Genomic DNA, 4,654 nt, shown 5'->3' on the forward strand with positions numbered 1-4,654 from the left:
TCGGGCCGTCGGGCTGCAGGCGCTCGGTGACGATCTGCGGCCAGCGGTTACGCGAGCGGCGTTTGGCGATGTTGTAGGTGAACTCCTGCAGCCAGTTCATGGGGTAGAACAGCAAGTGGCCCAGGTACAACACCAAGTCCGTCCACTCCAGATAGTTGCGGCCCTCACTGGCGGACTTCTTCTCGGCAATCACCTGCTTTCGCCAAGGGAGGAAATCCGTAGGTTTCATATGAGCGGAGAGCATTTCCCTGACGAAGACATCGGATTCGCTGCGCTGGCCGTTCTCGTCGAACCAGGGGCCATTGTCCATATAGGCGCGCAGCCACTCCCAGAAGCCCTTCTGCATCTGCAGGGTCTTGCCCATGGGCAGGCCCAGGCTCACCAGCAGGGCGTTGTCCGGCTCGCCCAGGCGGCGTACCAAGACTTCCAGTGAGGCATTGCGCATAGCGCCGGTATGCGGGCCGACCAGGGTGAACTCGCCGGCAAGAGCCTGAATGCCGTCCCAAGGGGTGTGGTACAGCTCGCCATCATGATCGAAATAGACTTCGCGGGTGCGGCGGTTAAAGAGGATGGGCAGGGGAAGTGGGCGGCGGGTTTCCCAGAGGAAGGGAACAATCAGCATAGGAACGCAAATCCAGAGCATCGATGGCACCAAATCCCAGCGCTGCGCGATCAAAGCTATGAACATTACGACGATGAACAGCATTACTCCACCACCACCTAATACTCCTGTTACCAGCCCTCTATCTGTATCCCCTCCCGCCCTCAGGGATAGATAGCGCTCAGTATGTTCGTCGGTGACGAACATCTCCCAAGGTTTTTCCCCGGTGGGTTGGTCGGCACGCAGAACCATACTGGAGTTCTTGCCAAAGCGAGCGCTAGCCTGCTGAATCAAATCGCTTACAGCCATGCGAGTTCCTTGATTTCAATGGGAGGCAGGGTCAAACCCTCGATGGGGGAGTAACTAAGCTCGCCGTGGATGGCATCCAGTTCGCTGCCGTGCTCCTCGTGATAGACGCGGCGGTAGACGGCCACACCAGGCTCGCCCCGTACCCGGGTGCCGTCATGGCGATCGAAGTCCTTGCCGGTCCATTCCACGGCCTTGCGCCTGCCACCGAGGCCAAGGAAGCTGCCCCAGGTCTCGTGGCCCTTGAAGTGGATCATATCGTCGGTCAAAGCATCCTTGCCCGGCAGACGTAGCAGTACATAGGTGATCGTCTGCATGCCGCGATAGGGGTTCAATTCGTTGAGGCGATAGGCCTGGAAGCCGATGGGAAAGAGGATTTTGTAGAACTCGGTCATCGACTGCTCGTAGCTACCGGCCCAATCGGCGGGACGGATACCGAAGCGGGTGTGCTTGATCCAGGCCTCCAGCGGAGTGTCCTGGGTATATTGCCGGGCGATCATCCCACCGACGATCAGGATGGTTACGCCCAGCGTGCGGGCAGCCAGATGCGGCGCCACGCTGACACCTCTTGCTATAGCCGCAGCCTCGCCGGCAATTACCGCCGCACGGGCGGCCCGCAGAGCGCGGAAGCTTTGTACATAGAGGGCTAGGTTGGTGCTCGACGCGAGGGTTAATCCGGCATTGATCGTAGCGGTATCTAGATCGCCAGCCTGATAGGCCTCCAATGCCTCCATACCAAAGACTAGAGCATCGAAGCCTGATGTAATTGACTGTGAAAGCGCTGTTTTTGCTCCAACTCCTAATGCATCGGTCAAAGCCTTTTGCGAACTAATGGAGGTTGTGCCGCTAACCTTGACCGATAACTCCCAATCGACTTCGGCGACTTTTTGTATCGTGGCCGATGCTGCAGAAAGCATTCCCATAAAGCCGCCAGCGAGATTTAGCTTGCTCCGGGCAGCACCATCCAAAACCTGCACCCCACCCCAAGCAAAATTCACCCCTGCCACCAACGCCACCAAGCACTTGAGCGGTGCCTTTTCCAGCGCGCCCTTGCCGAGGTCGAGCATTCCCCTGAGGTTGACGTCCGCCGCCAGATGCCCGGTCAGGGCAGGCAGGTCCTTGGCTGGTAGCAGGCGGAAGAATGGCAGGGCGTCGCTGATAGCAGCACTCAGCTGCGTGGGTTTGATATGAGTGGGTAGTCTGGGCCGCGTGCCCATCAGGTCGCTCATCCATTCGCCCAGTTGCCGCTGGCTGACGGCCTCGACGGCCAAGCGTTGCTGGCTTCGCGCCAGCGAGGCCGCCAGGTACAGGCGTCCGGCGGCCTTGGTGCCGTCATCGGCGCGTTGCAGGCCCAGCCCGGCAAGGGGGGCCAGGGCGGTGAACAGGGCTTCCAGCGCCGAGCCCTGGACATGCCGGGCCAGTTTCTCCGCAGCCTGGTTGAGCAATTCAGCCAGTTTGCGGGCTTCGTCGAGCAGGCTGGCACCGCTGTCCCGGGCGCCGTCGGCCAATCCGGTCAGAGCGTTGATTTCGCCGATGCCCAGGCGCTTGCCCAGACCCAGCAGCGACCAGACCAGCCAGGGCTTGCGTGTCTCCTGCCGGAGCATCAGGGCGTTCGCGATGGCCTTGGCGCCCGGGCCAGTGGTCGCAGGGCCGAGGCAGGCAGCGGCGAAGTGCAACTCCAGCTCCGCGCGAGCCAGGGGCTGTTCGATATCGAAATGGCCACAGGCGGTATCCAGGCTGGCGGGGCCACGCTGCGCCAGGGTGTCGAACCAGGCCGCCCAGAGTTCGCCGAGGCGGCGGATGTCGGCAGCGTGCTCGTCCTCTTCCCGCGTCTGCTCCTGCCAGGTGGCGTTCAACTTCCGGTAATCGGTGATGCTGCTCAATTGTCCGCCGACCTGTGGGTCGTTCTCGGCCAGGGACTTGAGCACATCGGCCATGGCCCAGTCCTCGCCGCGGATTTCCCGGGTGACCTTGAAGGCCTGCTGGCGGGCGCGGATCAGTTCGGCCAGGTCCAGCAGCACGCCCCAGGGATCGTCGATCAGGGCATAGGCCTGCTGCTCGCAGCGCTGCATGTCGTCCAACAGGCGCGGCCAGGCGGGGCGATGGGAGGTGGAGGACTCGCTGCTCCAGCCATACCAGTCGGCATCCATATAGTCGCCGATGCGTTCGTGAATGCTATGGGCCGGGCCGCTGAAGGGCGCCGCGCCCGGGGTGATCGCGCGCATCACCCGCTGGCGAATCGCCGTGCCGGTCCTGGCAGCCGCGAATTGCGCATCGCTCCACTGGCTCGGAGACCAGGCCAGCATGGCCGGTTCGCCGGCAGGCAGCAGCAGATAGGCCAGGCTGCGCCCATCGATGACCTTGCCGCCACGCGGAGTTTGCGTCAGCACGGCCTGGACGACGCGGTACTCGACCAGCCGTTGCAGCCCGCTCTGCCAGACGTACAGCCAGCCATCGCGCAGCAGGCGTGCGGTGTAGTTCAACGGGCGGCCGCGCAAGGGCTCGAAATAATCGCCGATGGCGGGAAATTCCCCTCGCAGCGGCGGTAGCTCATGGGCGCTGGTATCCACCGCCAGGGTCGGACCGAGTGCGTAGCGCAGCGGCAGCACGGCACTGAGCAAAGGGCAGGCGGCGGGCGTCAAGCGAGAGGAATGGGGAGCCTGGGCAGTCATGGTTTCGCGTCCTGTGCGATATCGTCCTGGTTGGCCAGCGCTTGCAGCAGGGGCCAGTCGAGCGTCAGTTGGGCGGCGATGCCCAGATCGTCCGGCGCCCCGTCCTGCTGCGGCCGGTCATTATGCCAGGCGCAGAAAATGCCGGTCCCACCGCGAAGCCAGACGCCCTGGACGCCATGCCAGAAACCTTCCGGCCACTGCGCCCCGCTCTGCCAGGCACGGTACAACGGACGGGCATCGCCCAGGCGCAACCAGAGTTCGCCCCGCTCCGGCGTGAAGATGCGCAGTCGGCGCTGCAGGATGCGTTGAAGATCGTCCAGCGCGGCATCGCTTTGCAGCCAGACGCCATCCTCGATATCGCTGCCGTGCCGCCAGGCCTCGCAGGCCGGACTACCCTGCGGGGCGTCCAGCAGGATGGGGCCCGCATCGGCGATGGGCTCATAGTCCGTGCCCAGCAGCAACGGCCAGGGTTGATGAGTGGGAAAGCGCTGATAGAGCCAGGCCGTGGCATTTTCATGGCGGGCGCCGTCCAGCAGAAGGGCGCCGTTGCCAGTGGTAGGGAGTGCGTTCATGCATCGTCCTCCGGCAACGCCCTGGCCGCCTCGCAGACTTCGCACACACCCGCGCGGGTACTGCGAAACAGCAGGTTCTGCTTGAGCAGCGCTTCCAGCGGAACGCCCGGCCTGTCCGCATCAGCCGGGCTCACCTGCCCCGGCAGGATCGGCCTCGCCCCCGAGCCCTTGCCCGGGCTGCCGCCCGCATTGGCCTGGATGACGGGGCCGCCGAGGGTGATGCCGCCGGCATCGAGTTTGACGAAGCTGCCGGCGGCCTTGACGGTGAGTTCGCTGCCGGCTTCGAGCACCACTTTCAGGCCGCTGGAGAGATGGATTTCCTGGCCGGCTTCGACGAACTGCCCGCTGCCGATCTGCACGTGCTGGTCGTGGCCCACGGTGAGGTGGTCGCTGGCGCGCACCTCGGTCTTGCGATCGCCGTGGGTGGTACGGTGTTCCTCGGCCTGGAATTCGCTGTAGGCGTTGGCCTCGATGCGGTCGTGGCGTTCGTGGCCGACGCGGAT

The 4,654-nt window shown here is 64.0% G+C and carries 4 protein-coding genes; all 4 read right to left on the reverse strand.

Annotated features, from left to right (window positions below; genetic code table 11):
- Nucleotides 1-910, reverse strand: a 910-nt coding sequence (locus IN820_RS07785; RefSeq protein ID WP_193680428.1) for a hypothetical protein, incomplete at its 3' end; no start/stop codon positions are given.
- A complete protein-coding gene (locus tag IN820_RS07790) occupies nucleotides 901-3,579 on the reverse strand; it encodes a toxin VasX (RefSeq protein ID WP_193680429.1) in 2,679 nt (892 codons plus the stop codon). The genes IN820_RS07785 and IN820_RS07790, both read right to left, overlap by 10 nt.
- Nucleotides 3,576-4,151: a DUF4123 domain-containing protein gene (locus IN820_RS07795; protein WP_193680430.1), complete on the reverse strand. Its 576-nt coding sequence runs from the start codon at nucleotides 4,149-4,151 to the stop codon at nucleotides 3,576-3,578. The genes IN820_RS07790 and IN820_RS07795 overlap by 4 nt, the downstream gene beginning before the upstream one ends.
- On the reverse strand, nucleotides 4,148-4,654 hold a 507-nt coding region (locus IN820_RS07800; protein WP_235989097.1), incomplete at its 5' end, for a DUF2345 domain-containing protein. The genes IN820_RS07795 and IN820_RS07800, both read right to left, overlap by 4 nt.

The sequence above is a fragment of the Pseudomonas lopnurensis genome, assembly GCF_015070855.1.
Classification (GTDB): domain Bacteria; phylum Pseudomonadota; class Gammaproteobacteria; order Pseudomonadales; family Pseudomonadaceae; genus Stutzerimonas; species Stutzerimonas lopnurensis.

Excerpts from the sequence above, each read along its gene's own strand:
- IN820_RS07790 (WP_193680429.1), bottom strand. The coding sequence starts at position 3,579 with ATGACTGCCCAGGCTCCCCATTCCTCTCGCTTGACGCCCGCCGCCTGC.
- IN820_RS07795 (WP_193680430.1), bottom strand. The coding sequence starts at position 4,151 with ATGAACGCACTCCCTACCACTGGCAACGGCGCCCTTCTGCTGGACGGC.